The 24,319-nt window shown below is 62.5% G+C and carries 26 protein-coding genes; 15 read left to right on the top strand and 11 right to left on the bottom strand.

Annotation, left to right across the window (positions count from 1 at the left end; translation table 11 throughout):
* Positions 1-31: 31 nt before the first annotated feature.
* The 4 genes from ykgO to CO655_RS06365 form a co-directional block, all read right to left on the bottom strand.
* Positions 32-157 carry a type B 50S ribosomal protein L36 gene (gene ykgO / locus CO655_RS06380; protein ID WP_003582204.1) on the bottom strand — a complete coding sequence of 42 codons (126 nt, stop codon included), beginning with the start codon at positions 155-157 and terminating at the stop codon, positions 32-34.
* Positions 158-321: 164 nt separating this feature from the next.
* The gene (locus tag CO655_RS06375) at positions 322-1,398 is read right to left on the bottom strand and encodes a 5-(carboxyamino)imidazole ribonucleotide synthase (protein WP_097664141.1); all 1,077 of its coding nucleotides are present in this window, start codon (positions 1,396-1,398) and stop codon (positions 322-324) included.
* Positions 1,395-1,889 (bottom strand): 5-(carboxyamino)imidazole ribonucleotide mutase, encoded by a 495-nt coding sequence (gene purE / locus CO655_RS06370; RefSeq protein ID WP_004679370.1) that lies wholly within the window; start codon positions 1,887-1,889, stop codon positions 1,395-1,397. The genes CO655_RS06375 and purE overlap by 4 nt, the downstream gene beginning before the upstream one ends.
* A 43-nt stretch (positions 1,890-1,932) precedes the next feature.
* Positions 1,933-2,136 carry a DUF465 domain-containing protein gene (locus CO655_RS06365; protein WP_010028538.1) on the bottom strand — a complete coding sequence of 68 codons (204 nt, stop codon included), beginning with the start codon at positions 2,134-2,136 and terminating at the stop codon, positions 1,933-1,935.
* A gap of 228 nt (positions 2,137-2,364) precedes the next feature.
* Here CO655_RS06365 and CO655_RS06360 point away from each other — a divergent pair, with 228 nt between their 5' ends.
* Complete coding sequence (locus CO655_RS06360; RefSeq protein WP_009996782.1) at positions 2,365-2,538, top strand: DUF465 domain-containing protein; 174 nt, start codon at positions 2,365-2,367, stop codon at positions 2,536-2,538.
* Between the two features lie 198 nt (positions 2,539-2,736).
* Here CO655_RS06360 and CO655_RS06355 read toward each other — a convergent pair whose 3' ends face one another.
* The gene (locus CO655_RS06355) at positions 2,737-2,997 is read right to left on the bottom strand and encodes a metalloregulator ArsR/SmtB family transcription factor (RefSeq protein ID WP_003552646.1); all 261 of its coding nucleotides are present in this window, start codon (positions 2,995-2,997) and stop codon (positions 2,737-2,739) included.
* A gap of 72 nt (positions 2,998-3,069) precedes the next feature.
* Complete coding sequence (locus tag CO655_RS06350) at positions 3,070-3,834, bottom strand: sulfite exporter TauE/SafE family protein (RefSeq protein ID WP_097664140.1); 765 nt, start codon at positions 3,832-3,834, stop codon at positions 3,070-3,072.
* Positions 3,835-3,942: 108 nt separating this feature from the next.
* On the opposite strand from CO655_RS06350, the gene CO655_RS06345 reads away from it, so the two are divergent.
* Together CO655_RS06345 and CO655_RS06340 are read left to right on the top strand one after the other, a co-directional pair.
* Positions 3,943-4,596, top strand: a complete 654-nt coding sequence (locus CO655_RS06345) for a thiamine phosphate synthase (RefSeq protein WP_097664139.1) — start codon at positions 3,943-3,945, stop codon at positions 4,594-4,596.
* Between the two features lie 10 nt (positions 4,597-4,606).
* Entirely contained in the window at positions 4,607-5,689 is a 1,083-nt protein-coding gene (locus tag CO655_RS06340) for a tetratricopeptide repeat protein (protein ID WP_097664241.1), read from the top strand.
* A gap of 146 nt (positions 5,690-5,835) precedes the next feature.
* On the opposite strand, the gene CO655_RS06335 is transcribed toward CO655_RS06340, so the two are convergent.
* Positions 5,836-7,584, bottom strand: a complete 1,749-nt coding sequence (locus CO655_RS06335; protein WP_176539226.1) for a chemotaxis protein — start codon at positions 7,582-7,584, stop codon at positions 5,836-5,838.
* 343 nt (positions 7,585-7,927) lie between these two features.
* Here CO655_RS06335 and CO655_RS06330 point away from each other — a divergent pair, with 343 nt between their 5' ends.
* From CO655_RS06330 to CO655_RS06270, 12 genes are all read left to right on the top strand, one after another.
* Positions 7,928-8,257: an STAS domain-containing protein gene (locus tag CO655_RS06330; protein ID WP_097603977.1), complete on the top strand. Its 330-nt coding sequence runs from the start codon at positions 7,928-7,930 to the stop codon at positions 8,255-8,257.
* Positions 8,254-8,622: a response regulator gene (locus CO655_RS06325; RefSeq protein WP_010031191.1), complete on the top strand. Its 369-nt coding sequence runs from the start codon at positions 8,254-8,256 to the stop codon at positions 8,620-8,622. The genes CO655_RS06330 and CO655_RS06325 overlap by 4 nt, the downstream gene beginning before the upstream one ends.
* The gene (locus CO655_RS06320) at positions 8,619-10,667 is read left to right on the top strand and encodes a chemotaxis protein CheA (RefSeq protein ID WP_097664137.1); all 2,049 of its coding nucleotides are present in this window, start codon (positions 8,619-8,621) and stop codon (positions 10,665-10,667) included. The genes CO655_RS06325 and CO655_RS06320 overlap by 4 nt, the downstream gene beginning before the upstream one ends.
* On the top strand, positions 10,664-11,176 hold the full coding sequence (locus tag CO655_RS06315; protein WP_097603980.1) for a chemotaxis protein CheW: 513 nt from the start codon (positions 10,664-10,666) through the stop codon (positions 11,174-11,176). Before CO655_RS06320 ends, CO655_RS06315 begins: the two co-directional genes overlap by 4 nt.
* A 31-nt stretch (positions 11,177-11,207) precedes the next feature.
* Complete coding sequence (locus CO655_RS06310) at positions 11,208-12,917, top strand: methyl-accepting chemotaxis protein (RefSeq protein ID WP_097603981.1); 1,710 nt, start codon at positions 11,208-11,210, stop codon at positions 12,915-12,917.
* Positions 12,918-13,339: 422 nt separating this feature from the next.
* Positions 13,340-15,136, top strand: a complete 1,797-nt coding sequence (locus tag CO655_RS06305; protein WP_097603982.1) for a methyl-accepting chemotaxis protein — start codon at positions 13,340-13,342, stop codon at positions 15,134-15,136.
* 2 nt (positions 15,137-15,138) lie between these two features.
* On the top strand, positions 15,139-15,615 hold the full coding sequence (locus CO655_RS06300) for a chemotaxis protein CheW (protein ID WP_003590275.1): 477 nt from the start codon (positions 15,139-15,141) through the stop codon (positions 15,613-15,615).
* A 29-nt stretch (positions 15,616-15,644) separates the two neighbouring features.
* Complete coding sequence (locus CO655_RS06295) at positions 15,645-16,502, top strand: CheR family methyltransferase (RefSeq protein WP_097603983.1); 858 nt, start codon at positions 15,645-15,647, stop codon at positions 16,500-16,502.
* 116 nt (positions 16,503-16,618) lie between these two features.
* Positions 16,619-17,716, top strand: a complete 1,098-nt coding sequence (locus tag CO655_RS06290; RefSeq protein ID WP_097603984.1) for a chemotaxis response regulator protein-glutamate methylesterase — start codon at positions 16,619-16,621, stop codon at positions 17,714-17,716.
* Positions 17,717-17,917: 201 nt separating this feature from the next.
* On the top strand, positions 17,918-18,718 hold the full coding sequence (locus tag CO655_RS06280; protein WP_097603985.1) for an inositol monophosphatase family protein: 801 nt from the start codon (positions 17,918-17,920) through the stop codon (positions 18,716-18,718).
* Between the two features lie 112 nt (positions 18,719-18,830).
* Positions 18,831-19,934, top strand: coding sequence for a MotA/TolQ/ExbB proton channel family protein (locus tag CO655_RS06275; RefSeq protein WP_097603986.1), 1,104 nt, complete (start codon positions 18,831-18,833; stop codon positions 19,932-19,934).
* Positions 19,935-19,937: 3 nt separating this feature from the next.
* On the top strand, positions 19,938-20,969 hold the full coding sequence (locus tag CO655_RS06270; protein WP_097603987.1) for a peptidoglycan -binding protein: 1,032 nt from the start codon (positions 19,938-19,940) through the stop codon (positions 20,967-20,969).
* Here CO655_RS06270 and CO655_RS06265 read toward each other — a convergent pair whose 3' ends face one another.
* The 4 genes from CO655_RS06265 to CO655_RS06250 form a co-directional block, all read right to left on the bottom strand.
* On the bottom strand, positions 20,970-22,220 hold the full coding sequence (locus tag CO655_RS06265) for a DUF6596 domain-containing protein (protein ID WP_097603988.1): 1,251 nt from the start codon (positions 22,218-22,220) through the stop codon (positions 20,970-20,972).
* 7 nt (positions 22,221-22,227) lie between these two features.
* Positions 22,228-22,566 (bottom strand): YciI family protein, encoded by a 339-nt coding sequence (locus CO655_RS06260; RefSeq protein ID WP_097664136.1) that lies wholly within the window; start codon positions 22,564-22,566, stop codon positions 22,228-22,230.
* 250 nt (positions 22,567-22,816) lie between these two features.
* Positions 22,817-23,005 carry a YegP family protein gene (locus CO655_RS06255; protein ID WP_097603990.1) on the bottom strand — a complete coding sequence of 63 codons (189 nt, stop codon included), beginning with the start codon at positions 23,003-23,005 and terminating at the stop codon, positions 22,817-22,819.
* 207 nt (positions 23,006-23,212) lie between these two features.
* Positions 23,213-24,205, bottom strand: a complete 993-nt coding sequence (locus tag CO655_RS06250; protein WP_097603991.1) for a tripartite tricarboxylate transporter substrate binding protein — start codon at positions 24,203-24,205, stop codon at positions 23,213-23,215.
* Positions 24,206-24,319 lie beyond the last annotated feature (114 nt).

Here is a 24,319-nt window from a genome sequence, read left to right as displayed (position 1 = left end):
CTGCGCGGCGCGGCGATCCGGATGCGCGCAATCAGCCCTGACGAGCCTTGTAGCGCGGGTTCAGCTTGTTGATGATGTAGATGCGGCCCTTGCGGCGAACCAGACGGTTGTCACGGTGGCGAGCCTTGAGCGACTTGAGCGAATTCTTGATCTTCATTTTTCTGATCCGCGATCTCTGTGGGGGAATTCACATTCGCCCGTATCTTTAACAATCAAAAGCGCGCCGTCGGGGCGCGCTCTTTAGGTGGGGAGCAGATACCCCGTCACCTTTTCCGTGTCAACCACGTGACGGTGTTTTTCCCAGGGCGAGAGGGTGTTTTCTCACCGGGAAAGCGGGGATTTCGGCGCCAAGGTGGTGACATGGCCCATCTTGCGGCCGGGGCGCCACTCCGTCTTGCCGTAGAGATGGACCAGCGTATCGGGGCGTCGCAGCCAGTCGGGAACGGCAAGGATATCGTCGCCGATCAGGTTCTGCATGACGCAGTCGGAATGGCGCTCGCCATTGCCGAGCGGCAGGCCGGCGACGGCGCGGATATGCTGCTCGAACTGGCTGACGGTACAGGCCGCCTCCGTCCAGTGTCCGGAATTGTGTACGCGCGGGGCCATCTCGTTGGCGATCAGGCTGCCATCGGCAAGCACGAAGAATTCGATGCCGATGACGCCGACATAGTTCAATGCCGCGAGGATTTTTTCGGCCGACCGACGTGCGGTTTCGCCCGTCGCTGTGGAGATCGCGGCGGGAACCGTAGAGGTATGGAGGATGCCGTTGCGGTGTATATTTTCGGCGGGATCGAAGCAGACGACCGCGCCGTCGGCGGTGCGCGCGGCGATGATCGAAACCTCGCGCTCGAAGGCGACGAAGCTTTCGAGGATCAGCGGCACGGCGCCGAGCGCGGCATAGGCGCCGTCAGCGCTGTCGGCCACTGAACGGAAAACCTTCTGGCCCTTGCCGTCATAACCGAGACGGCGGGTCTTCAACACGCCCTGACCGCCGAAATCCTTCAGGGCCGCCTCGAGATCGGCCTGGCTGTCGATCGCGTGAAAGCGGGCGGTGGTGATGCCGCAATCGTTGAGGAAGCGCTTTTCGACCAGGCGGTCCTGTGCGGCTTCCAGCGCCTTCGGCGGCGGATAGACGGCAATGCTTGCCGAAAGCGTCTCTGCGGCGGCAACGGGCACGTTCTCGAATTCGTAGGTGACGACATCGCAGGCAGCGGCAAGTTCGGCCAGCGCCGCCGGATCATCATAGGCGGCAACGATCTGCCGGTTGGCGAGCTGAGCGGCCGGGCAATCCGCCTGCGGCTCGAGAATGATCGTGCGGAAATTCAGTCTGGCGGCGGCGATGGCCAGCATGCGGCCGAGCTGGCCGCCGCCGACAATGCCGATCGTGCTTACAGTCATTGGTCGTCCATCGGGTATTCGGCGATGCTGGCACTCTGACGTTCGCGCCATTCGTCGAGCCGCTCGGCGATTTCTTCGTCGGAAAGGGCAAGCACGGCGGCGGCGAGAAGGGCGGCGTTGACCGCGCCTGCCTTGCCGATGGCGAGCGTTCCCACCGGAATGCCGGCCGGCATCTGCACGATCGACAGGAGGCTATCCTGGCCGGACATGGTTTTCGACTGGACCGGGACACCGAAGACCGGCAGCGGCGTCATCGATGCGGTCATGCCCGGCAGATGGGCAGCGCCGCCGGCGCCGGCGATGATGACCTTGAAGCCCTCGGCGCGCGCGCCCTTGGCGAAATTCGCCATGCGATCGGGCGTGCGGTGCGCCGAGATGATGCGCGCATCATAAGGGATTTCCAGGGCTTCCAGCGTATCGGCCGCGTTCTTCATGGTTTCCCAATCGGATTGGCTGCCCATGATAATGGCGACGGGTGGTCTGTCTGTCATCGTTGCCGCTATTCCTCTCAAGCAATGCGATCGGGCGATGCGATCAGGCGATGATATCAGGAACGATCTGATCTTCCAGCTTGGAGAGCTTGTCCTTGATGACGAGCTTCTTCTTTTTCATGCGCTGGATTCGCAGAGCGTCGCATCCGGTCTCGATCATGGCGTTGATCGCGGCGTCGAAATCCTCGTGCTCCTGACGCAACCGCGCCACCATGAGCCTGATTTCCGCCTGTTCCTGATCGGCCATATGCATTCCCCGTTGTCGTCTTCGGATCTTGTCCGATCTGCCGATGATTTCCGCAAGCTCCTATCACCAAATACGGGTAACGGCTAGTTAGTCTTGATCATGAATTTGCCATCTCATCTTCATCTTTTCGCCTTCGACAAGCCTTCAAAAATATGTCACAGTCCGGCGCGTTGACACCTTGATCCCCGACGATGATGGCCGGGGAGGGTAAGAGGAAGGAAGGGTCAAATGACAGTTCAAGCTCATCTTGAATCACTCCAGAAAAAGCATGTTGCTCTCGAGGAGGAGCTGCACGCGCTCAGAACAGCTCCCTCTATCTCCGACACGGAAATTGCCGAATGCAAGCGCCGCAAGCTGCGCATCAAGGACGAGATTCAGCGTCTCAAGTCATCCGTCCACTGATCTTCCCAAGGGTCGCCGGCCGATCATCTTGCGCATGAAGAGGTAAATCCATCCATTCCGCCTAAAATTTGCAAGACCCGGTGATTTGACACCAGAATTGCGCCAGCCCGATGCTCGCGGCATCGCGGCTGGCGCTTTTGCATCTCCCGCCGCCGATCGCGTTCATCGGATTAGGTTTGGGGTCTTGTCGGAGGGCGATCAGGCCCAGAACTGATCCAGCCACAGATTGAGCTTGTCGAAGCCGCGGTTATTGACCGCGTAGATGCGTTTCGTGCCTTCCGACGTCACCGAGACGAGGTTGCTGTCGAGCAGCGCCTTCAGGTGTTGCGACACCGCCGGCCGGCTGATCGGCAGGCCCTCGGCGAGCTCGTTGACTGTTCGCGGCGCGCGCCGCAATTCTTCCAGCAGAAACCGCCGGTTCGGATCGGCAATCGCAGAGAAGGGGTCCGTGTTCGACATGGCGGGAACGCTACGGCAAACCGGCCGCGGCGGCAAGAAAATTGTGCGTTGCAGCGTGGAGCAGGGCCGCCCTTACCCGCCAAGGCCCTCGCGCACGATCAGCAAGGCGGCGATCAAGGCCATCGCATACATGAAGGGGTAGAAGATTGCCGACTGCATGCGGCGCACGCACCAGGCGCCGGCAAGCGTGGCGAGCGGGGCGAAGGGCAGCAGCGTCGCCGAGGTCGCAAGGTTCTGCGTGTCGAGCTGGCCGAGCGCGAAATAGGGGATCAGCTTGACGGCATTGAGGATCGCGAAGAAGCGCACGCTGGTGCCGGTATATTCGCGCGGCTGCAGCTTGAGCGGCAGGGCATAGACCTGGAAGGGCGCGCCGCCGGCATGGGCGACGAAGCTGCCATAACCGGAAAACGTCCCCCAGAGGCTGGCGGCAACCGACCGCTGGCCGCGCGGCGGGATCACCTTGGCGATGCCGGGGCCGAAATTGCTCCAGAAATAACGCAGGCAGAAGAGGATGGTAACCGCCCCGATGACAATGCGCAGCATGTTGCCCGGAACCAGCGCCGACGTCGCCCAGCCGAGGCCGATGCCGAAGATTGCGCCCGGCAGCATGATTTTCAGCGTCGTCCAATCGCCATGCTTGCGCCAGATGACGAGCGAAATCATATCCATGAAGATCAGAATCGGCAGCAGGATCGCCGCCGCTTTGACCGGGGAGACGACCAGAGCGAGAAAGGGCAGGCCGATCAGCGACAAAGCGTCGCCCATGCCGCCTTTCGCGAGGCCGACCAAGAGGACGGCGGGCACGGCGGCGTAGTAGAATGACAAATCCTGCGGCATGCTTTCGGCGTCCTCCTCTTGCAAGCCTCCTCTAACGGAACTACTCACACAAAACGAGTGCGGATCCGTCCTTTCGAAAGGGGAATTCGCTGGAAACGGAAAGACCTCATGACCGAACCGGAAAACCGCTGCCGCCTTGTGCTCATCGCCCCCGATATCGCCGATGCCGATGAACAGGCAAAGATCGTCGCCGACGCGCTGAAAGGCGGCGATGTCGCCTCGGTGATCGTGCCGCAATACGGGCTCGACGACGGCGCCTTTCAAAAACATGCCGAAAAGCTGGTGCCGCTGATCCAGGATGCCGGGGCGGCGGCGCTGATTGCAGGCGACAGCCGCGTGGCGGGACGGGCAAAGGCCGATGGCCTGCATCTTTCCGGCAATGCCGAGGTGCTGTCGGAGGCGATCGACAAGCACGCGCCGAAGCTGATCGTCGGCGGCGGCAATGCGGCCGACCGGCACACGGCGCTGGAGATCGGCGAAGTGAGGCCGGATTATATCTTCTTCGGCAAGCTCGATGGCGACATCAAGCCGGAGGCCCATCCGAAGAACCTTGCGCTTGGCGAATGGTGGGCTTCGATGATCGAAATCCCCTGCATCGTCATGGGCGGCACCGATCCGGCCTCGGCGCTCGCCGTTGCCGAAACCGGAGTGGAGTTCGTGGCGCTGCGGCTGGCGGTCTTCGGCGAGCCCGCCCGGGCGCCATCCGTCATTGCCGAAATCAACGCGCTGCTTGACGAAAAAGCGCCACGGTTTGAGGATTGAAATCGCGCTCATGCCGATCCCGCCCGCCCGCCACTTGAAGTATCTGCTCGCCAGCATCGCCGTTCTCCTTGCAGCCGGGCCGGATGTCGCCCTGGCGCAGGCAACCGACAGCGTCATCAGCCAGCCGGGCACGGCGCCGGCTTCGACCTTTCGCACCGACCGGCCCGCCGGTCCCGGCGTGCGACCCTCCGATGGCGTCGGGGTTTTCGACCGGATGGGCGCGAAACTACCGGACCTGCCGCCGGAGAAGGATTACAAGGGACCGATCGACGAGGCTTACGGCGCTTACCAGCGCGGTTATTACCTGACAGCGATGGATAAGGCGCTGCCGCGCGCCCAACTCGGCGATCCGGCAGCGCAGACGCTGATCGGCGAAATCCTCTCACAGGGTCTCGGCGTCAAGCAGGACGTGAAGAACGCGGCCTTCTGGTACGGCAAGGCAGCCGAAGGCGGCGATCCGGCGGCAATGTTCAAATATGCGCTGATGCTGATGGAAGGCGAAGGCGTGCCGCGCGACAAGGTCAAGGCCGACGACTACATGCGCAAAGCGGCCGAGGCCGGCAACCCTTCAGCCGAATTCAACTGGGCGCAGATCCTCGTGGCCGACAATCCCGGCGAGAAGGGGCTGAAGCTGGCGCTGCCATTCTATGAGAAATCGGCCGAGCAGGGCATTGCCGATTCGCAATATGCGGTGGCGCAGCTTTACGCGACGCTCAAAGACCTGCCGGAGGACAAGAAGCGACTCGCCCGCGAGTGGATGGCGCGCGCGGCGCGGGCCGGCTTCGACACGGCCCAGCTCGATCTCGGCATCTGGCTCGTCAACGGCGTCGGCGGCCCGAAGGATTATGTCAAAGGTTTCGAATGGCTGAAACTTGCCGCCAATGGCGGCAATGTCGCGGCGCAAAACAAGCTCGCCCACCTCTATGTCAATGCCATCGGCACGCCGCCCAATCCGGTCGAGGCGGCGAAGTGGTACGTGCTGTCGCGCCGCGCCGGGCTTGCCGATCCGGCGCTCGAGGATTTTTACCTGGGCATCGAGGACGAGCAGCAGAAGGCGGCGATCGACGCCGCCAACAAGTTCCGCCGACGCTAAATAATAGCGCCTAGAACAGGATGATTTTAGGCCCGTTTGGCCTAAAGTATGAATCCTGTTCTAAATTAAAGAGTTAGAGCATGATGTCGCCCGAAAACCGCTCACACTTTTCGGCATCATGCTCTAGCGTCCCAACCGGGGCGACTTTAAAACAGCGCGTCGGCGAAAAGATCCTCGTCGTTTTCGATCTTGGCAGGCTCGGGGGGAGCAGGGGCAGCAGCGCTTTCCTCGCAGGCCGGGATGATGTCGCGATGAATGTTGCGCTCCTGAACCATCGTATAGTGCTTGAAGATCTTGCGGTCGAGCGGGGCGATCGCCTCAGCGAGATCGGAGATATCGGCGACCTCGGTGCCGGCGGCCTCATCCAGCACATCGGCGCAGCGGGCAAAGACCTCGCCGAGGTCACGCTGGAAATCGAGCTTGCCGATCAGCAGGCCGATCTTGGTGGCGACCTCGCGACCGTTTTCGGCAAGCACTTTCAGCTCGTTTTCCATGACGTCGGCTGCGGCGCGGATGTTGCCGACGGCCGACGTCAGGCCCTCTCCCAGGCCGCCCGCCCCGGCATCGGTGGCGGGGGCGATGCGTCCGGCCGCGGCTTCGAGCGCCGGCCGGCCGGTGACGATGGCATCGGCGGATTCGTCAAGCTTGCCGGCGAAGATGCGCAATTCGGCCGTGACGACGTTGATCGACCGACCTTCCTCGCCGAGACGGCTGCAGCGCAGATTGGTGTTCAAGGCCATATAATGGATGTCGGTCTTGACGGCGCGGATATTGGCGATCGCTTGGGAGAGCTTGGCGGCCGTGTCGATCGTCGACTGGCTCACCTGGTCGGCCTGCCGGCTTGCCGTATCGACCTGCCGGACGATTTCGTGGGCGGCCGAAACGCTCGATTCCAGCGCGCGCATGAAGTTGCCGGCGGATTCGCCGCTCGCGCCGCTCATCTGGTCGCGCAGCTTGAGGATCTCCCGCATGTCGTGGTCGAAACTGGCGATCGTCGTGACGACGTTTTCCGATTCCCGCTGGAAATTTACGCACATGTCGTTCATCTGCGCCGCGGTCAGATGGTGAATGACGTTCTGAAGGCGCTTGCGCGCACCGGCATCGAGCTTGGCGCCCTCCTCGCCGGCAAAGAACTCCTCAAGCAGCGAAAGGGTGGCCTGTACATGCTCGATGCGCTGGCGGGTGATGTCGCCGATCTGCAGGGCAGAGAGCGTCGAGGCGACCTTGCTCTGAACGCCGCGTGCAATCGCGCCGACCTCGCGGGCGACGACGCCGAGATGCTTGCGGTGTTCGGCGATCTTGGCGGCGTCGCCGCGCAGGGCGGCGGCAACGGCCGGAACGGTATCGGCGTAGCCCTTGGAGACACTGGCGCCGAAGGAGGCGGCGAGTTTGACCTCCTTGTCGAGGCTGTCGAGATGCGCGGCGAAACGGTTGACTTCATCGGTGCCGGAATAGATTCGCTCCAGGATTTCCTGTGCGAAGCCGGCGAATTCGGCAAGGCCGGCGCCGGTGATCTTCACGGTCACGGCGAAAGTTCTGAGATAACGCATCGTCTCCTGCATATCGGAGACGTATTTGCGCAGCTCCCTGCCGGTCTGCGCCAGTGAGACGAGTGCCTGCTGACGATTTTCTTCGGTGACCGGCAGCGCCGTCAGGCTCTCCACCGTGGCACGGAGATCGGCGCCGGTATCGCTCTGTTCCCCATTGTCGAGCGCCGCCGTGACGCTCTCGAGAGAATTCAACAAACGGTTGAGAACATCCATCACCGACAGCAGCACCGTGCCGCCTTCGAGAAAACGTTCCTCGACCCGGCTGCGGGCGGATTCCAGGGTCCGGCCAATGTCCCGCCCGGAGGTGTAGGCTGCAGCGGTCGGCGATACCAGAGCGTGTGCCAACATTTATACCTTTTCTTAAAACACAGGCTTATCTGACACTATTTCTACGCGAAGGATGGAAACGTCCGGTAAACGCGCCGGACTCGTCAACGTTGTGATTAACGAAAGATGTGGAGCGGGCGCGGCCCGAACCTGGTGGTTGGTTAATATTGCTTAACATGTTGCTTTTATTTTATTTGTTTCTAAATTTGGAGAAGAAAATACAAGTTATCCCGGATGAGAAATTGGGAGTCCCGGGACTCGTTATACGACAGTTTCATACAACCGCTGTTTACCCTGCATTAACGCTGCCGTGAGAGTCCTTTTGGGGTCGTCAAGTATTTCTCGGGCCGGGGAGGCTGCGTTGGACACTCCTAAACAATATTGCGAATCTATAAATTTGCCGGAGGCGCTGAGTATTCGCTCGGTGTCAGAACTATATTCAAAGTTTACCGATGAATTTCAGGCTCGCGATACAATCGTTATCAGCATTCCCGAAAGTGCGGAGGCGGATCTGAGTTTCATTCAACTCATAGAGTCATCGCGCCGGCAGGCAAAAGCTGACGGGAAGACATTCAAACTTTCTGCACCTGCCCGCGGCTCGGTCCTGAAGGTACTTGAGCGTGCAGGTTTTATAGAATCCTTCGATCGAGAAGATTCCAAGTTTTGGTTGCATAAAGAGGTAACGTTATGAGTGCAAACATCCTGACAGTTGACGATTCCGCCAGCATCCGCCTGACCACCAAGGTCACGCTGAGCAATGCCGGTTACAACGTCACCGAGGCCGCAGATGGGGCCGAAGGCCTCGCGACGGCCAAGAGCCGCAGCTTCGATCTGATCGTGACCGATCTCAACATGCCGGTTATGGACGGGCTGACGATGATCGAGGAACTCAGGAAGCTGCCTGGGCAGGCCGGCGTTCCGATCATCTTCCTGACGACGGAATCGGATGCCGATCTCAAGGCGCGCGCCAAGGCCGCCGGCGCTACGGGTTGGCTGACCAAGCCCTTCGATCCGGAAAATCTCGTGAAGATCGTGAAGAAGGTACTCGGACGATGAGCACGCTCGATCCCGTTGCCGTGTTCCGCATGGAGGCCGCCGAATGCCTTGAAGCGATCGAGGCCGGTCTTCTCGACCTGACCCACCAGCTCGACAACAAGGATCTCGTCGACGCCGTGTTCCGCGGGCTGCACACGCTCAAGGGCTCCGGCGCGATGTTCGGTTTCGAGGCGCTCGCCGCCTTCACCCATCATTGCGAAACCGCCTTCGACCGCGTCCGCAAGGGCGAGGTCGCGGCGACTAGCGAACTCGTCGCCGCCGTCCTTGCCACCCAGGACCATATGCGCGCCCTCGTCGACCAGCCGGACGCCGATCACGGCGATACCGGCAGCAAGCTTCTGGTGCAGCTGCAGGCGGCCGTCGGCGGCAAGCCGGCGGTGCCTGCAGCTGTACCGGCTGCTGTTGCCGCACCCGTGGTCGTGCGTGAGGTATCGGCGAAGAAGAAGAACAGATGGCGGATCCGCTTCAGTCTGCCCGCCAATTCGATGGCCAACGGCACCAACCCGCTCGGCCTGCTGGATGAGCTGCGTGATCTCGGCGAATGCACGGTGCGGGCCAACACCTCGGCCATTCCGCCGCTCGACGAGCTCACACCGACAGAGCTCCATATTTCGTGGGACGTGATGCTGACCAGCGAGCAGGATCGCTCGGCAATCGACGACGTCTTCATCTTCGTGCTCGACGATATGGAACTCAGCGTCGAGGAGATCGACGGGCCGGCAACTGCTGCTCCGATCGAGGAAAAGGCCGCGGCTGCACCTGTCGCCGCTGTCTCGGTGGCCGTTCCGCCGGCTGCCGTTCCGGAGTTTCGCCCGGTCGAGGCGGTTCCGGTTCGGCGCGAGGCGCCCGTGGCCGCCAGCCAGGCGAAGACGGCCGAGAATGTCCGCGTTCCGGCCGAGCGTCTCGACGAGCTGATGGACCGGGTCGGCGAGCTCGTCATCGCGCAATCGCGCCTCAGCCAGCTCGCCAGCGCCAGCGCCGATATTGCGCTGCGCTCCGTCTCGGAAGAAATCGAACGCCTGTCCGGTGAATTGCGCGACACCATGATGGTGCTGCGCATGGTGCCGGTCGCAACCCTCTTCTCCCGTTTCCGCCGCCTCGTCCACGATCTCGCCCGCGAGACCGGCAAGGTGATCGAGCTGGTGATGGAGGGTGAAACGACCGAAGTCGACAAAACGGTCATCGAACGGCTGGCGGATCCGCTGGTGCATCTGGTGCGCAATTCGATCGATCATGGTCTCGAGATGCCTGCCGACCGCCTTGCCGCCGGCAAGACCGAAGCCGGCACGGTGATCCTTTCGGCCCGCCAGGCCGGCGGCGAGGTGATTATCTCGATCAAGGACGACGGCCGCGGCATCAACCGCGAACGGGTTCGCGCCAAGGCGGAATCCTCCGGCCTTATCCATCCCGGCCAGCCACTCTCCGATTCCGAGCTGCTGCAGCTGATTTTTGCTCCCGGCTTCTCGACGGCTGCGACGATCACCAATCTATCGGGTCGCGGCGTCGGCATGGACGTGGTCAAGAAGACGGTCGAAGCGCTTCGCGGCGCGATCGACATCGTCAGCGTGCCGGGACAGGGTTCGGAAGTGTCGCTGCGCATCCCGCTGACGCTTGCCATCATCGACGGCCTGCTGGTGCGTGTCGGTTCCGGCCGCTACGTCATCCCGCTCTCGGCAGTCGAGGAATGCCTCGAACTGTCGCTGGAGGAAGATCTCCGCTCGCGCGGCCGCAGCTTCATCTCGCTGCGCGACAGCCTGGTGCCGTTCCTGCGCCTGCGCGACCTCTTCCGCACCGGCACGAAGCCCGACGTGCACCAGAAGGTGGTCGTCATCTCGACCGGCACGGAACGCGTCGGCCTCGTCGTCGATCAGATCATCGGCGACCACCAGACCGTCATCAAGTCGATGTCGAAACTGCATAACGACGTCGCGACCTTTTCGGGCGCGACCATTCTCGGCGACGGCAGCGTCGCCCTCATTCTCGACGTCGGGCACCTGGTTGCCGCGGGTCAGCAGCAGGAGGCGCAATTGCGGGTAGCAGGATGAGTGCAACAGCAGCAACAGCCGAACGGTTCGACAATCATTGGAGCTATGCCGAGGAAGTCGAGGTGCTGACCTTCGATCTCAACGGCGAGACCTTCGCGCTGGAAGCGGTCATCGTCCAGGAAATCCTGGACCTGCTTCCGGAAACCGCAGTGCCGGGCAGCCAGCCCTTCGTCGCGAGCGTCATCAATTTTCGCGGCAAGGTCATTCCGCTGGCCGACCTGCGCCTCGCCTTCGGGATGGAGGCGGCGGAGGCCACGATCGACAGCCGCATCATCGTCATCGAAATCGATCTGCAGGGCGAGCAGACGCTCGTCGGGCTCAGAACCGACAAGGTGAACGAGGTGACGACGCTGGCGAAATCCGCGAGCGAGGCACCGCCGAGCGTCGGCATGCGCTGGCGAGCCGACTACATCAACTGCCTGGTGAAGAGGGGTGGAGAATTCATCATTCTCCCGAATCTGCAGGCAATTTTTTCATCTAAGCACAAGGCGGCGGGGGTCGCCGGCTGACGCCGGATGAATTCAACTTGGGGGTTTGACAATGCGATTGACAATAAAGACGAAACTGGTGACCGCGTTCACCTTCATCATTCTGATGCTGGTCGGCACCGCCGCCTACGGTGTCCTCAGCCTCGGATCGCTGAACGATACGATCGATAAGCTTCTCTCCGGTCCGGCAGCCCGCCTCGATCTCGCGCAGCAGATCAACATTGCCCAGCTCGAGGCCATCCGCCAGCAGAAGAACCTGCTCGCCGCCCGCAACGCGGACGAGACGGCCGCTTCGATCGCCAAGGGCAATCAGGCCCGCAAGGACTTCGCCGACGCGTTCAGCCAGGTGCTGGCGCTGGCAACGGAAGAAGGCAAGGTGCGCTGGGCGCGCATCGCCGAGCTTTCCAAGACCTTCAATGCTGCCGACGATCAGATCCGCGACTATGTGAAAGCCGGCAATGCCGAAGGCGCGAATGCCATCTCCGTCACCACGGCGCGGGTTGCTGCCAACGACATCGACGCAACGCTGAGCGAAATTCTGACACTTGAAAAGCAGCGCATGAAGGCTGCCGACGAGGGTGCCGAAGCGCAGTATATGACGACACGCACGACGATGATTGCGGTGGCCGCCGGCGCCCTGCTAGTTGCCGCCGTCACCGCCTTCTGGATCGCCAGCTCGATCAGCAAGGGCCTCAACCGCGCCAACAGCGTGGTGCGCGAAGTGTCGGAAGGCGATCTGACGAAGATGGCCGATATTACCAGCCACGATGAAATCGGCGAGCTTCTGGGCAACGTCAACACGATGATCGAACGCCTGCGCGGTGTCGTCGCCGACGCCTTGTCGGCCGCCGACAACGTCTCTTCCGGCAGCCAGCAGCTGTCGGCAAGCTCGGAACAGGTATCGCAGGGCGCCAGCGAACAGGCGGCTTCCGCCGAAGAGGCCTCCGCCTCCATGGAGCAGATGGCCGCCAACATCAAGCAGAACGCCGACAATGCCGCTCAGACGGAAAAGATCGCCCGCCAGTCGGCCAAGGACGCCGAGATGAGCGGTGAGGCGGTGACGCGTGCTGTCGACGCCATGCGCACGATCGCCCAGAAGATTGGCATCGTTCAGGAAATCGCCCGCCAGACCGACCTGCTGGCGCTCAACGCCGCGGTGGAAGCGGCGCGTGCCGGCGAACACGGCAAGGGGTTTGCGGTCGTCGCCTCCGAAGTGCGCAAGCTTGCCGAACGCAGCCAGTCGGCTGCGGCCGAAATCAGCTCGATGTCGAGCGATACGGTCAAGGCTGCAGCCGATGCCGGCGACATGCTCGGCCGGCTGGTGCCCGATATCCGCAAGACGGCCGAACTGGTTTCCGAGATCAGCGCCGCCTGCCGCGAACAGGATATCGGCGCCTCGCAGATCAACGAAGCGATCCAGCAGCTCGACAAGGTGACGCAGCAGAATGCCGGCGCCTCCGAGCAGATGTCGGCAACCTCCGAGGAACTCGCCTCCCAGGCGGAAGAGCTGCAGACGTCGATCGCCTTCTTCAAGGTCGATACGGCAGGCAGCGCCCGGCCCGACGCCCACAAGCCGCAGCCGAACGCTTCGGCGAGGGGGATCAAGGTCTCGGCGGCTGCCCGCAAGCCCGCCCCACAGGCCCGCAGCCAGGGCCGCGGCCAGACGGTCTCGGCTCAGCAGCAGCGTCTCAAGGGTTTTGCTCTCGACATGTCGATGGGCGGCCCGGACGCCGGTGACGACGATTTCAGGGAGAGTGCCTGAGCACTCCCCTGGGGAAAGCGCGTAAGCGCTCTCCGGGGAAGCCGCCCAGGCGCCTTCACCCTCATCTGATCCCTCGGGCTGCGCCGGTGGCCCGAGGCGGAATATCCCCAACGCGTGTAGGCGTTGGCGCTGCGACCGATAGATGTCCGGCTGCCGGGAAGTGAATGTAGTCGCTTTCCCCCTTTCAGACACATCACTTTGAAATTCGACGTTCCGTGGACGAGGAGGTTTAGGCGCTCCCTTCCGCAACCGTTGTGGACCGGCTGGCACGGCCCACGACTCAGGCTTTCGGCGCTTGGGGAAGCGATATGGAAGCCTATTCATGTCTGCCATCGGCTTTCGCCGGATGGAATTTCTTTGCTGCATGATGCCGCGACACCTGGACCATATTTATTGCTTCGCTCTCTGAGAGGAATATTGAGATGCGTATTACGATCAAACTCAAACTCGCGGCTGCATTCGGCTTTGTCATATTGTTGCTGGTGGGCAGCGCGGTTTACGGAATCATCAGCCTCAGCTCGCTGAACGACGCCGTCAGCAACCTCATTTCCGGTCCTGCAAAAAGGCTGGAACTGGCTCTGGAAGCGAAAACTGCCGAGCTCGATGCCGTCCGCTGGCAGAAGAACGCGCTTCTGGAAATGGATCCAGAAACGGTCAAGAAGTACTATCTGAATTCGGCGAGAAGCGTGGATGAGATGCTCGCCTTGGCGACAAACGGCCAACAGCTCGCCACCGCCGAGGCAAAACCCACCTGGGACCGGCTGATTGAACTGGGCAAACGTTTCGGTGAAGAGTCGGCGAAGGTTGCCTCCATTCAGGAGAGCGGCGACAGGGCAGCCGCCACTGCATTTTCGTTGAGAGAGGTTGTCGCGCTGGTTGCGGAAATAGAAGAGGTTTTCGAGACGCTCGTCACGCTGCAGCAGAAGGCCATGTCGAAAGCCGATGGGGACACCGACGCTCTTTATAGTTCGACGAGGAACATGCTGGTGGGCATCGCGATCGGGGCTTCCCTCGTTGCGATCGCCGCCGCGCTCTGGATCGCCCTCGGCGTCAACAGCGGCCTGCGTAAGATCATGAACGTTGCCAGCGCTGTCGCGATCGGAGACCTGAACCAGAAGGTCGAGATCAGAACCAACGACGAGATCAAGGATCTGGTCAACACGATCAATGTCATGACGGATAACCTTCGCGTCACCGCCGGCATCGCCAGGCAGATCGCTGACGGCGACCTAACGGTGTCCCCGAAGCCGCTTTCGGAGAAGGATACGCTCGGCATCGCGCTCGAGCAGATGGTCGAGCGTCTGCGTGGCGTCGTCGCCGATGCGATCTCTGCCGCCGAGAACGTCTCCGCCGGCAGCCAGGAACTTTCGGCAAGCTCGGAACAGGTATCGCAGGGGGCCAGCGAACAGGCGGCTTCGGCCGAAGAGGCCTCCGCCTCGATGGAAGAGATGGCTGCCAACATCAAGCAGAACGCCGACAATGCCGCCCAGACGGAAAAGATCGCCCGCCAGTCGGCCAAGGACGCCGAGATGAGCGGCGAGGCGGTGTCGCGCGCCGTGCAGGCGATGCGGACCATCGCCGAGAAGATCGGCATCGTTCAGGAAATCGCCCGTCAGACCGATCTGCTGGCGCTCAACGCCGCTGTCGAAGCGGCGCGGGCCGGCGAACACGGCAAGGGGTTTGCGGTCGTTGCTTCGGAAGTACGCAAGCTTGCCGAACGCAGCCAGTCGGCCGCCGCCGAAATCAGCTCGATGTCGAGCGATACGGTCAAGGCCGCCCAGGATGCCGGCGACATGCTCGGCCGGCTGGTACCCGATATCCGTAAAACGGCCGAGCTGGTTTCGGAAATCAGCGCCGCCTGCCGTGAACAGGATATCGGTGCCGGCCAGATCAACGAAGCGATCCAGCAGCTCGATCGGGTGACGCAGCAGAATGCCGGCGCCTCCGAACAAATGTCTGCGACCTCGGAAGAGCTCGCCTCCCAGGCGGAAGAACTGCAGACGTCGATCGCCTTCTTCAAGGTCGATACGGCTGGCGATCGCCAATCCCGCATGCCGGCCGCCAGGGTGACGGTCCGCAGCCCGGCGCCCGCCGCCGGCCGCAGGAAGCTCGCTGCCAACAGCGTCGCCGGTCAGCAGGCGCGGGCAAAGGGCTTCGCTCTCGATCTCTCCATGGGCGGCCCCGATGATGGGGACGTCGAATTCAAGGAAAGCGCCTGATCATGGCTCCAACATCTCTGGAAGCGCAATTCGTGACCTTCAGCCTCGGCGAGGAGATTTTCGCCGTGCCGGTCGAGGTCGTCCGGGAAATCCTCGACTATGCGGAAGCTTTCAAAATTCCGAATGGTCCCGACTATCTGCTCGGCCTGCGCGATGTGCGCGGGCAGGGCGTGCCGACGATCGATCTTCGATTGAAGCTCGGCATGACGAAGACCGAGCCGACACCGCATACGCGGGTGCTCGTCCTCGACGTGCCGATGGAAAGCCGGCTTCTCACTCTCGGCCTCGTTGCCGACCGCGTCTTCGAGGTCACGCCGTTTCGGCGTGACCAGATCGAGGCGGCGCCCGATATCGGCGTGCGCTGGCGTTCGGACTATATTGCCGGCGTCGTTCGCCGTGAAAACGGCTTTGTCGTCATCATCGATCTCGCGCGGCTGCTGTCGCGCGAGGACGCCTCTGCCCTGCAATCGGCGGCCTGACCGCGCGTCAACCCGGAGTACTGCATTTTATGAGTATGGCAGCAGCGGTGGAAACCCAATTGCCGGGCGACCGGATCAGCAAGCGCAATTTCGACAGGCTTGCCCGGTTTATCTACGACTATAGCGGCATCAAGATGCCGCCGACCAAGCTGACGATGCTCGAGGGGCGGCTGAGGCGCCGCCTTCGGGCAACCAATCATGCGACCTTCGACGATTATTGCGACTTCCTGTTCAATCAAGATGGTCTTGCCCAGGAAACCGTCTACCTGATCGACGTGGTGACGACGAACAAAACCGACTTCTTCCGCGAAGCCAAGCATTTCGACTATATGCAGAGCGTGGCATTGCCGGCGATCGTCGGCAGCGGCGTCCGCACCATTCGCACCTGGAGTTCGGCCTGCTCGACGGGAGCCGAACCCTATACGATGGCGATGGTGCTGGCGGAATTCACCGAAGGCCGCAACGACGTCTCCTACAGCGTGCTGGCGACCGATCTTTCGACCGACGTGCTGCAGACGGCGCGCCGGGGCGTCTATCCGGAAGATCTCATCGCACCGGTGCCGCGCGACCTGCAGCGAAAATATGTGCTGACGGCCAAGCAGCCGGATCGGCGAGAGGTGCGCATCACGCCGAAACTGCGCAGCAGGATCGGTTTTGCCCGGATGAACCTGATGGACGAGAAATACCCGATCGGCGATGCGATGCACGTCATCTTCTGCCGCAATGTGCTGATTTACTTCGACAAGCAGACGCAGGCGGGCGTGCTCAACCGCTTGTGCGATTGTCTGGCGAAAGGCGGGTACATGTTCATCGGCCATTCCGAATCGATCACCGGTTTCGACCTGCCGTTGAAGCAGGTCTCCAATACGGTATTTCAGCGTATCTAGTGCATGTCGGTTTTCCGAGCTATTCCCGGCAAAACCGCTTCGCGGTTTGCCCGGGAAAAGCGCTTTGCCTGGGAAAACCGCTTCACACTTTTCCTGGAATTGCTCTAGGGGCATTCATGGCTAAGAAAATCCGCGTTCTCATCATCGACGATTCCGCCAGCATCCGTCAGACACTGGCGCATGTGCTGAAGCAGGATCCCGATATCGAGATCATGGCGGTGGCATCCGATCCCTTCGTGGCGGCGCGCAAGCTGCTGGAGGAAGTCCCCGACGTCATCACGCTCGATGTCGAGATGCCGCGGATGGACGGCATCACCTTCCTGCGCAAGCTGATGGCGCAGCGGCCGATCCCTGTCGTGATGTGCTCGTCGCTGACGGAAGCGGGTTCGCAAACGCTGATCCAGGCGCTGGAGGCCGGCGCCGTCGACGTCATTCTGAAGTCGAAGATCGGAGCCGCCGACAGTCTTTCCGATGATGCGATACGCATTCGCGAAATCGTCAAGAGTGCTTCGCATGCACGGCTTACCACCCTCCGCCGCGCCGCCGGAACCATCCGCTCGGCTTCGGCCGACGGGCCGACCAAGAAGCTGACGGCGGACGCGATGCTGCCGCCGCCAACCGGACAGGCCATGGCGAAGACGACCGAGATGGTCGTCTGCGTCGGCGCCTCCACCGGCGGCACGGAGGCGCTGCGTGAATTTCTCGAGGAATTGCCGGCCAATGCGCCCGGCATGGTGATCGTCCAGCATATGCCGGAAAAATTCACCGACGCCTTTGCCAAGCGGCTGAACGGGCTCTGCGAGGTCGAGGTCAAGGAGGCCGTCGATGGCGACCCGGTGCTGCGCGGGCATGTGCTGATTGCACCCGGCGACAAGCACACGCTGCTCGAACGCCAGGGCGCGCGCTATTATGTGAGCGTGAAGACCGGGCCGCTGGTGTCGCGCCACCGGCCTTCCGTCGACGTGCTCTTCCGCTCGGCGGCGCGTTCCGCCGGCTCGAATGCCATGGGGATCATCATGACCGGCATGGGCGATGACGGCGCGCGCGGCATGCTGGAAATGCATCAGGCCGGCGCCTATACGGTGGCGCAGGACGAGGCGAGTTCGGTCGTTTTCGGCATGCCGAAGGAGGCGATCGCCAAGGGCGGCGTCGACCGCGTCTTGCCGCTCGATCAGATCGCTCGCGAAGTGATGAACACGCATCGGAAATTCTGAGACCGGTTTTGAACCGATCCGTTTCGAATAAAACCGCGGGTTCCCGACGAGGAAAGGCAGCCGTGCGCGCCTCCTCTTGAAATTTCCCTGGTTTTGTGGTCTTGAGGCCGCCAATCTTTGCAGCGCTGCCTGTCATGCATGTTCAGGGACATTTCCCGCCCCTGGCAGCGCGTCCCGTATCAGTCCCAAGGAAATGCGCCGATGGCCCGTTCAGCTCTTCTCAATGTCATGGTTCAGGCTGCCCTCAAGGCAGGAAAATCGCTGGGGCGTGATTTCGGCGAAGTGCAGAACCTGCAGGTATCGGTGAAGGGACCGGGCGATTTCGTCTCCGCCGCCGACCGCAAGGCCGAAAAGATCGTCCGGGAAGAACTGCTCAAGGCGCGCCCCACCTACGGTTTCCTCGGCGAGGAGAGCGAGGAGATCAAGGGCACCGACGGCGCGCATCGCTGGATCGTCGATCCGCTCGACGGCACCACGAACTTCCTGCACGGCATCCCGGCCTTCGCCGTCTCGATCGCACTCGAACGCAACGGCGAGATCGTTGCGGCCGTCGTCTTCAATCCGGCGACCGACGAGCTCTATACTGCCGAGCGCGGCGGCGGCGCCTTCCTCAACGACCGGCGCCTGCGCGTTGCCGCACGCCGCGTGTTGTCGGATTGCGTCATCGGCTGCGGCGTGCCGGCGCTCGGCAAGCGCAATCACGGCAAATTCCTGGTCGAGCTTCGCCACGTGATGGGCGAGGTGGCGGGCATTCGCCGCCTGGGCTCGCCGACGCTTGATCTCGCCTATGTCGCCGCCGGACGTTTCGATGGTTTCTGGGAGGCGGAGCTTGCACCCTGGGACATGGCGGCCGGGATCCTGCTCATCCGCGAAGCCGGCGGCTTTGCCAGCGATTGGGAAGGCGGAGCGGCCATTCTGGAGGGTGGCGCGATCGTCGCCGGCAACGAACACATCCACAAGGCGCTCATCGAGGTCATCAAGCGACCGATTCCCGCCAAGTAGGCGAGAGAAAACGCGGCTGTTGTAAAGTCACGGTTTTCGCCTCCAGATACTTCAATTCGGCACAATGTTGCTCTAGTCTCCGCCAGCAATGAGTTCGGAGGCTGCTGAACCTATGGAAAATGTGAATGTGGCGGAGATCGGCTCCACCGAAAAGACGCCCGGCGGTTATGTCTACAGGCTTTCGAGCCCCATGCCCTTCCTCTGGACGATGCTGCTTTTCCTCGTCATCGTCGGGTTCATTGCCGCCATCCTCTTCCGGCAGACGCAGACTGCCTTCATGCACAATCCGGGCCTCAACGGCCTGATCGTCGGCGTTCTCGCGGTCGGCATCATCCTTGTTTTCAGTCACGTGCTGGCGCTTCGTCCCGAAGTGCGCTGGTTCAACTCCTTCCGTGCCGCCGGCAGCGCCGACAAGGTCAATCGCAATCCGCGGCTTTTGGCGCCGATGCGGGCACTGATCGGCAATCGCAAGACCTCGTTGGCGCTATCGACGACGGCGCTGCGTTCGATCCTCGATTCGATCGCGACGCGCCTCGATGAATCGCGCGACGTCTCGCGCTACCTGATCGGCCTCCTGGTGTTCCTCGGCCTGCTCGGCACGTTCTGGGGCCTCATCGGCACGATCGGTTCGATCAGTGGTGTGATCCAATCGCTTGATGCCGGCTCGAACGGCACCGGTGACGTGCTTTCGGCACTGAAGGACGGGTTGTCCACGCCGCTTTCGGGTATGGGCCAGGCCTTCTCGTCCTCGCTGCTCGGCCTTTCCGGTTCGCTCATTCTCGGCTTCCTCGACCTGCAGGCCGGCCGCGCGCAGAACCGCTTCTACATGGAGCTGGAAAACTGGCTCTCCTCCGTTACCGATGTCGGTTCGGATCTTGCGCCGGCGCTCGACGCCGTGTCCGGTTCGTCCTCTGAGGACATGCGTGCGCTCTCCGAATATCTGCGCAAGGCCTCCGAAGAGGGGGGTGTCGGCAGCCAGCGCTCGGTCGCCGCCATGGCGAGCCTTGCCGAAGGCATCCAGGGGCTCGTCAAGAATATGCGCAACGAGCAGCAGATGCTGCGCGACTGGATCGAGGCACAGCAGGACGAGGCGAAAGCAATGCGCCGCACGCTCGACCGGCTGGCCGAACGCATCGGCCTGCAGGAGCGGGCCGGTGAGAAACCCGAACGCCACCGCGAACGCACAAGCCACACAGAGAAGAGCGAGGGCAAATAAGCCATGGCTCTTGCCCGCAACCGCCGCCGCGAACGCACGGTCGACTATTGGCCGGGTTTCGTCGATGCGCTTTCGACGCTGCTCATCTCGATCATGTTCGTGCTGACGGTCTTCGTCGTCGGGCAGTTCATTCTCAGCCGCGAGATCACAGGACGTGACGAGGTGCTCAATCGCCTCAACAGCCAGATCAACGAGCTAACGCAGCTTCTGGCGCTCGAAAAGGGCAGCAATCAGGATCTCCAGGACTCGGTCGCCAATCTGCAGGCTTCGCTTGCCAACGTCGAAGGCGAGCGCTCGCGGCTGCAGGCGCTGCTGAGTGCCGGTTCGGGTGGCCAGGACGCGGCGCAGAAGCGGATCGGCGCGATGACGCAGGAGCTCGACGAGCAGAAGCAGGTGAGCCAACGGGCCCTCAGCCAGGTCGAGCTGCTGAACCAGCAGATCGCAGCGCTTCGCAGCCAGATTGCCGCCGTCGAAGCAGCCCTTCAGGCCTCGGAGGAGAAGGATCGGGTCTCGCAGACCAAGATCGCCGATCTCGGCAGCCGTCTCAACGTTGCGCTCGCCGCCCGCGTGCAGGAGCTGAACCGTTACCGTTCCGACTTCTTCGGCCGCTTGCGCGAGATCCTTTCGGACCGCGAGAATATTCGCATCGTCGGCGACCGGTTCGTTTTCCAGTCGGAGGTGCTGTTTCCCTCGGGCGGCGCCGATCTCAACCCGGAGGGGCAGACGGAGATGGCGAAGCTTGCAACCGCCCTGCTCGACCTCGCCAAGGAAATTCCGCCTGAGATCAACTGGGTGCTGCGTGTCGACGGCCATACCGACAATGTGCCGCTTGCCGGAACGGGCCGCTATCGCGACAACTGGGAGCTTTCCTCGGCGCGCGCGACGTCGGTCGTCAAGTTCCTGATCGGCCAAGGCGTGCCGGCCGACCGGCTTGTTGCCGCCGGCTTCGGCGAGTTCCAGCCGATCGCACCCGGCGATGCGCCGGATGCGCGTGCCACCAACCGCCGCATCGAGCTGAAGCTGACCGAGAAATAATCAGCTTGATATTGCCTGCCGCCACTCCGCGAGCCTGTCGGCGAGAAAGGCGCGAACGGCTGTACTGTCGCTGAGGCCGATCGCCGTCACGTAAGCCTCAGCCGCGGCGGTATTGTCGCCGGCCCGTGCCAGAAGAAAGGCACGCACGGCCCAGTAGGGCTGATAGGCCGCGATGGCGCGCGGATCGATCCTGTCGAGCCGGCTGATGCCTTCGGCAGCGCTTGAGGCCCTGCCGATCACCGCCGCCTCGGCGACGCGGGCGCCGAGCGTCGGCTTCATCTCCAGCAGCGCGGCATAGAGCGTCGTCAGCGCCTGCCAGTCGGTCGTCCCGGAAAGCCGGCGCGCAGCATGCACGGATTGAATTGCCGCCTGACACTGAAAAGGGCCGAAACGCTCGAAGCTCCCGGCCTTGCGCAGCAATGCGTCTGCCTCGGCGATCATGATCGCGTTCCAGACCGCCGTGTCCTGTTCGTCCAGCGGCACATATCGGCCCCCACCGTCGCGTCGGGCATCACAGCGGGCTTCGCAGTGAAGCATCAGCGACAGGAGGCCGATCGCTTCCGGCTCGTCGGGTAGCACCATCAGAAGCGCCCGGCCGAGCCAGATCGCTTCGGCGGCAAGCGACTGGTGCGCCTCCTCGCCGTCAAGCCCATCCCATCCGAGGCCATAGGCAACGTAGATCGCCGAGAGCACGGCGGCGAGTCGCCCCGGCAGGGTGGGTAAAGGCGGAACGGCGAAGGGAATACCGGCATCACGGATCTTCACCTTGGCCCGCACCAGCCGCTGGCTTATCGCTTGCGGCGAAACGACGAAGGCCCGTGCGATGGTTCTCGCCTCGATGCCGAGAACCGTCTGCAGCATCAGCGCCGTATGCACGGAGCTGTCGATGGCAGGGTGGGTACAGGCGAAGAGCAGCTTCAGCCGCTCATCGGGAAAAACGGAATTGCCGGCCTCGTTCATGCGCTCCTCCGCTTCCTCGAGGGCGAGCGATATCGTCGTTCGTACGTTGGCCTCGACGGTGCGGTGGCGGGCCGCCTGCATGAGGTTGCGGCGAGCGGCGACCAGCAGCCAGGCTTCCGGATTGCCAGGAATGCCGCGCTCCGGCCAGACGCGCAAGGCCGAAGCCAGCGCTTCCGACAATGCGTCTTCCGCCGCCGGCACGTCACGCGAGCGGGCGGCGAGAAAGGCGATCAGCTTGCCGTAAGACTGACGTGCTACCTGTTCGGCGGCGCGTCCGGCATCGGCGGACATTGCCGCCTCACATCTGCAGGCGCGGGCGCACCTCGACCGAACCCTTGTCGGAGATCGGAACGCGGGTCGCCCATTCCAGCGCGGTGTCGATATCGGGGACCTCGATCAGATAGAAGCCGCCGAGCTGTTCCTTGCCTTCCGGATAAGGACCGTCCTGGACATCGTGATCCTCGCCTTTGCGGCGCAGGATCGTGCCGGTCTCGGGGGCTGTCAGGCCGGCGCCGCCGGTCATGATTCCTGCCTGCGCGAGCGCCTTGCTGTAGGCGACCCAACCGTCGCGATAGGCAGGATCGCTGCGGCGGGCGAAATCTTCGGGGGCTTCTCGAATGATGAGAGCATATTGCATGGAAAACTCCTGATCTCGTTGTTGGCCTTCCAGGCAGGTCGACGAAAGCCGTTATGCCTGGTGGAGCGGCTCAGCCGTTCCGAGACAATGAGGCGCGAGCGGCGGTCGTTTCGACATGGCTTTGAAAAATACTTGAAAAAGAAAACGGCGCCGGAAATCCGAACGCGGGTGAGCCGGGCTCAAAGGCACCAGCGCCGCTCAAGGGCGCAAAAAAGGCAGGGCGGCGCTCACGCCGCCCGTGCCGTCCTGCTCAGGCTTCGGCCTTCGTCTGATCGACGACGTCGGCGCCGGGCGAGTTCTTCTTGATGGATTCGATGGCACTCATGGCCGAGGCCTTCGCCTTGTAGCCTTCGGACAGGAACATGGTTTCCCCGTTCGATGCCTTGAAGCGGAAGCGGAATTCGCCTGATTTATCCTTGTAAACTTCGAATTTGTACATGGATGTCTCCCGAAACGCTGAATTGTACCATCAGCGTCGAGAGGCTAGATCAAAATGGCGAGCTTTTCCACTACCTTAATGAGAATTGGCGTGCCTGAAGCCTCTCCTGGTTTGATTGAGTCATCCTGTGGACGCGGCTTGCCGCGTCCCATCGTCAGCATTCCATTGGACGCAAGCGGATGGGATATCCGGTGGGATGCCGCCGCGTCATTCCATCTGGATATTCGCGCCCTTGACGACCGGCCCCCATTTGGCGAGCTCGGCTTTCACATGGGCTGCGAGTTCCTCCGGGGTCGAGCCGACAATGGTGGCGCTGAACTCCTTCATCCGTTCGGCAACGGCGGGATCGGCGAGCGCCTTCTTGGCTGCGGCATTGAGGCGCATTACCACCTCGTTCGGCGTCTTTGCCGGCGCGAAGAGTGCGTTCCAAGTATAGGTCTCATAGCCTGGAATGCCGGATTCGGCGACCGTCGGCACGTCGGGGAAGGAGGGGGCGCGCTCCGCCGTCGTCACCGCCAGCGCCCTCAGCGTGCCCGCCTTGATGTGGCTGGATGAGGAGGGCAGGTTGTCGAACATGATCGGCACCTGGTTGCCGATGACATCGTTCAAAGCCGGGCCGGCGCCCTTATAGGGGATGTGCTGCATGCTGACGCCGGCCATGGATTTGAAGAGTTCGCCGGAAAGATGCAGCGGCGTGCCGTTGCCCGACGAGGCGTAACTGTATTTGTCGGGCTCCGCCTTCAAGAGCGCGATCAATTCCGGCACTGTCTTTACCGGCAATTCCGGATTGACGACCAGCACGTTCGGCACGACGACGAGCAGCGAGATCGGCGCGAAATCCTTCTCGGGGTCATAGGGGGTCGATTTGAGGACCAGCGGATTGAGGGCGTGGGTCGCGACCGTGCCCATCAGGATGGTGTAGCCGTCGGGGTCGGCGCGGGCGACGTTGCCGGCGCCGAGATTGCCGCCGGCGCCGGCGACGTTCTGGACGATCACCTGCTGGCCGAGATCTTCCGACATCTTCTGCGCGACGATGCGGGCGACGACATCGGTCGAGCCGCCGGCCGCGAAGGGCACGACCATGGTGATCGCACGATCCGGAAAATCCGCGGCAACGGAAGCCGTGCCGAGACCGAGCGTTGCAGCCAGGCCGAAAACGAGCGCAAGGCCCGTGCGTCGCGTCATGTTGGAAAGCGCCATTCCTATCTCCTCCCACGATTTCAACAGCAACCCCCTACCCGGGGGCATGAAGAGGGTAGGGCAGGAGGCGGGAAAGACAACCGCGATAGAGTGCAAGAGAGGTCAGACTTTAGT

Origin of the sequence: Rhizobium sp. M1 (assembly GCF_002531805.1) — a bacterium.
Lineage (GTDB): Bacteria > Pseudomonadota > Alphaproteobacteria > Rhizobiales > Rhizobiaceae > Rhizobium > Rhizobium etli_C.
Note: the sequence above shows the minus strand (reverse complement) of the source record. Positions and strands in the feature narration are given on the sequence as shown.

Coding starts and splice junctions, on each gene's coding strand:
- ykgO (WP_003582204.1), bottom strand. CDS start 157: ATGAAGATCAAGAATTCGCTCAAGTCGCTCAAGGCTCGCCACCGTGAC.
- CO655_RS06375 (WP_097664141.1), bottom strand. CDS start 1,398: ATGACTGTAAGCACGATCGGCATTGTCGGCGGCGGCCAGCTCGGCCGC.
- purE (WP_004679370.1), bottom strand. CDS start 1,889: ATGACAGACAGACCACCCGTCGCCATTATCATGGGCAGCCAATCCGAT.
- CO655_RS06365 (WP_010028538.1), bottom strand. CDS start 2,136: ATGGCCGATCAGGAACAGGCGGAAATCAGGCTCATGGTGGCGCGGTTG.
- CO655_RS06360 (WP_009996782.1), top strand. CDS start 2,365: ATGACAGTTCAAGCTCATCTTGAATCACTCCAGAAAAAGCATGTTGCT.
- CO655_RS06355 (WP_003552646.1), bottom strand. CDS start 2,997: ATGTCGAACACGGACCCCTTCTCTGCGATTGCCGATCCGAACCGGCGG.
- CO655_RS06350 (WP_097664140.1), bottom strand. CDS start 3,834: ATGCCGCAGGATTTGTCATTCTACTACGCCGCCGTGCCCGCCGTCCTC.
- CO655_RS06345 (WP_097664139.1), top strand. CDS start 3,943: ATGACCGAACCGGAAAACCGCTGCCGCCTTGTGCTCATCGCCCCCGAT.
- CO655_RS06340 (WP_097664241.1), top strand. CDS start 4,607: ATGCCGATCCCGCCCGCCCGCCACTTGAAGTATCTGCTCGCCAGCATC.
- CO655_RS06325 (WP_010031191.1), top strand. CDS start 8,254: ATGAGTGCAAACATCCTGACAGTTGACGATTCCGCCAGCATCCGCCTG.
- CO655_RS06320 (WP_097664137.1), top strand. CDS start 8,619: ATGAGCACGCTCGATCCCGTTGCCGTGTTCCGCATGGAGGCCGCCGAA.
- CO655_RS06315 (WP_097603980.1), top strand. CDS start 10,664: ATGAGTGCAACAGCAGCAACAGCCGAACGGTTCGACAATCATTGGAGC.
- CO655_RS06310 (WP_097603981.1), top strand. CDS start 11,208: ATGCGATTGACAATAAAGACGAAACTGGTGACCGCGTTCACCTTCATC.
- CO655_RS06305 (WP_097603982.1), top strand. CDS start 13,340: ATGCGTATTACGATCAAACTCAAACTCGCGGCTGCATTCGGCTTTGTC.
- CO655_RS06300 (WP_003590275.1), top strand. CDS start 15,139: ATGGCTCCAACATCTCTGGAAGCGCAATTCGTGACCTTCAGCCTCGGC.
- CO655_RS06295 (WP_097603983.1), top strand. CDS start 15,645: ATGAGTATGGCAGCAGCGGTGGAAACCCAATTGCCGGGCGACCGGATC.
- CO655_RS06290 (WP_097603984.1), top strand. CDS start 16,619: ATGGCTAAGAAAATCCGCGTTCTCATCATCGACGATTCCGCCAGCATC.
- CO655_RS06280 (WP_097603985.1), top strand. CDS start 17,918: ATGGCCCGTTCAGCTCTTCTCAATGTCATGGTTCAGGCTGCCCTCAAG.
- CO655_RS06275 (WP_097603986.1), top strand. CDS start 18,831: ATGGAAAATGTGAATGTGGCGGAGATCGGCTCCACCGAAAAGACGCCC.
- CO655_RS06270 (WP_097603987.1), top strand. CDS start 19,938: ATGGCTCTTGCCCGCAACCGCCGCCGCGAACGCACGGTCGACTATTGG.
- CO655_RS06265 (WP_097603988.1), bottom strand. CDS start 22,220: ATGTCCGCCGATGCCGGACGCGCCGCCGAACAGGTAGCACGTCAGTCT.
- CO655_RS06260 (WP_097664136.1), bottom strand. CDS start 22,566: ATGCAATATGCTCTCATCATTCGAGAAGCCCCCGAAGATTTCGCCCGC.
- CO655_RS06255 (WP_097603990.1), bottom strand. CDS start 23,005: ATGTACAAATTCGAAGTTTACAAGGATAAATCAGGCGAATTCCGCTTC.
- CO655_RS06250 (WP_097603991.1), bottom strand. CDS start 24,205: ATGGCGCTTTCCAACATGACGCGACGCACGGGCCTTGCGCTCGTTTTC.